The organism is Vibrio sp. Vb0937 (genome assembly GCF_033338855.1).
Genome location: NZ_JAWOTK010000237.1, coordinates 1 through 1310 on the forward strand (window position 1 = coordinate 1; position 1310 = coordinate 1310).

A 1310-nucleotide genomic window follows, 5' to 3' on the forward strand; every position below is an offset into this window, starting at 1 on the left:
ATTGCTCAATCGTCTGCCATCCAGCGAGCTGGTCGTGCTGGTCGGATTGAAGAGGGGATTTGCGTTCGCCTCTATTCAGAAAGTCAACTCAAGCAACAGCCACAAGTGCCACAACCTGAGATTTTGCATTCCGATCTTGCGAGCTTGGTAATGGAGCTGGCGTTTTGGGGGACGACCGATATTCATGAGCTAAAATGGCTCGATATTCCTTCTGCTGCCGCGCTGCAACAAGCTAAGCAGTTGTTGTTTTCATTAGGGCTTATTACCGAGCAAGGGCAACTGACTGCGGAAGGAAAGCAGGCTCATGACTTGGGCGTAGAACCTCGCGCGGCAGCGATGTTAATTAAATCGCAATCCCACAGCGATAAGATGGTAAATGTCGCTTTGGCGGCGGTCGCCCTAATTGAAGAGCCAGAGCGTAATGTAACGAATATCGCACATAGCTTGCATCGTTGGTTGTCCGGTTCTCATCCGAAAAAATCGTTGTTATTGAAGCGCGCACAATCTCTTGCGCATAAACTCGATACCACGTTTAGCCATAGAGAAGTGGATGAAGATGCATTGCCGTTGGTGTTGAGCTTGGCGTTTCCCGACAGGATCGCTCAGCAACGCGCCAATCAATTTGGTCGCTTTGCACTAGCGAATGGTCATGGTGCAGAATGTCGTCCTGACGATATGTTAGGCGGCTGTGAGTACTTGGTCGCGATTGATCTGATGCGGTCTCATTCCAATTCGAGCCAAATACATTTAGCGTGTGAATTGGACGTCAATATATTGCAAACGACTTTTGATTCGCTATTTTCTACTGAAGAAGTAGTGGATTGGGATGAAAAGAAAGGGCGTTTAGTGGCCGAGAAACAACGAAAACTCGGTCAATTGGTGATTGAAAGGGTGTCATTACCTAATCCGGGTAAAGAAAAAATGACACAAGCTTTACTCACTTATGTCCGCCGTCAGGGCTTAAGCAGTCTAAACTGGACGCCGGCAGCGGAAAGCCTGCTTGAACGTATTCGCTGTGCGGTGGATTGGTTACCTGAGCAAGCATGGCCAATGTTTGATGAAGCCAGTTTGTTGGATTCATTAGACGAATGGTTAGAACCGTACATGACGTCGGTCGCTTCGGTGAAAGATCTGAGCAAGATAAACTTGGTCGAAGCGCTTAATGCTCGATTAGGCTGGCCACTCAATCAACACTTGGATGAATGGTTGCCAGAACATTATCAGTTACCGACTGGGACTAAAAAGCGCATTCGCTATCAACATGGGCATGAGCCCGTATTGTCAGTGCGAATGCAAGAAGTGTTTGGGGA

The 1310-nt window shown here is 47.9% G+C and carries 1 protein-coding gene; it reads left to right on the forward strand.

Translation table 11 applies throughout. The features are described 5' to 3' along the window. A partial coding sequence (locus R7P67_RS24740) for an ATP-dependent helicase C-terminal domain-containing protein (RefSeq protein ID WP_318086308.1) occupies positions 1-1310 on the forward strand: 1310 nt, incomplete at both ends.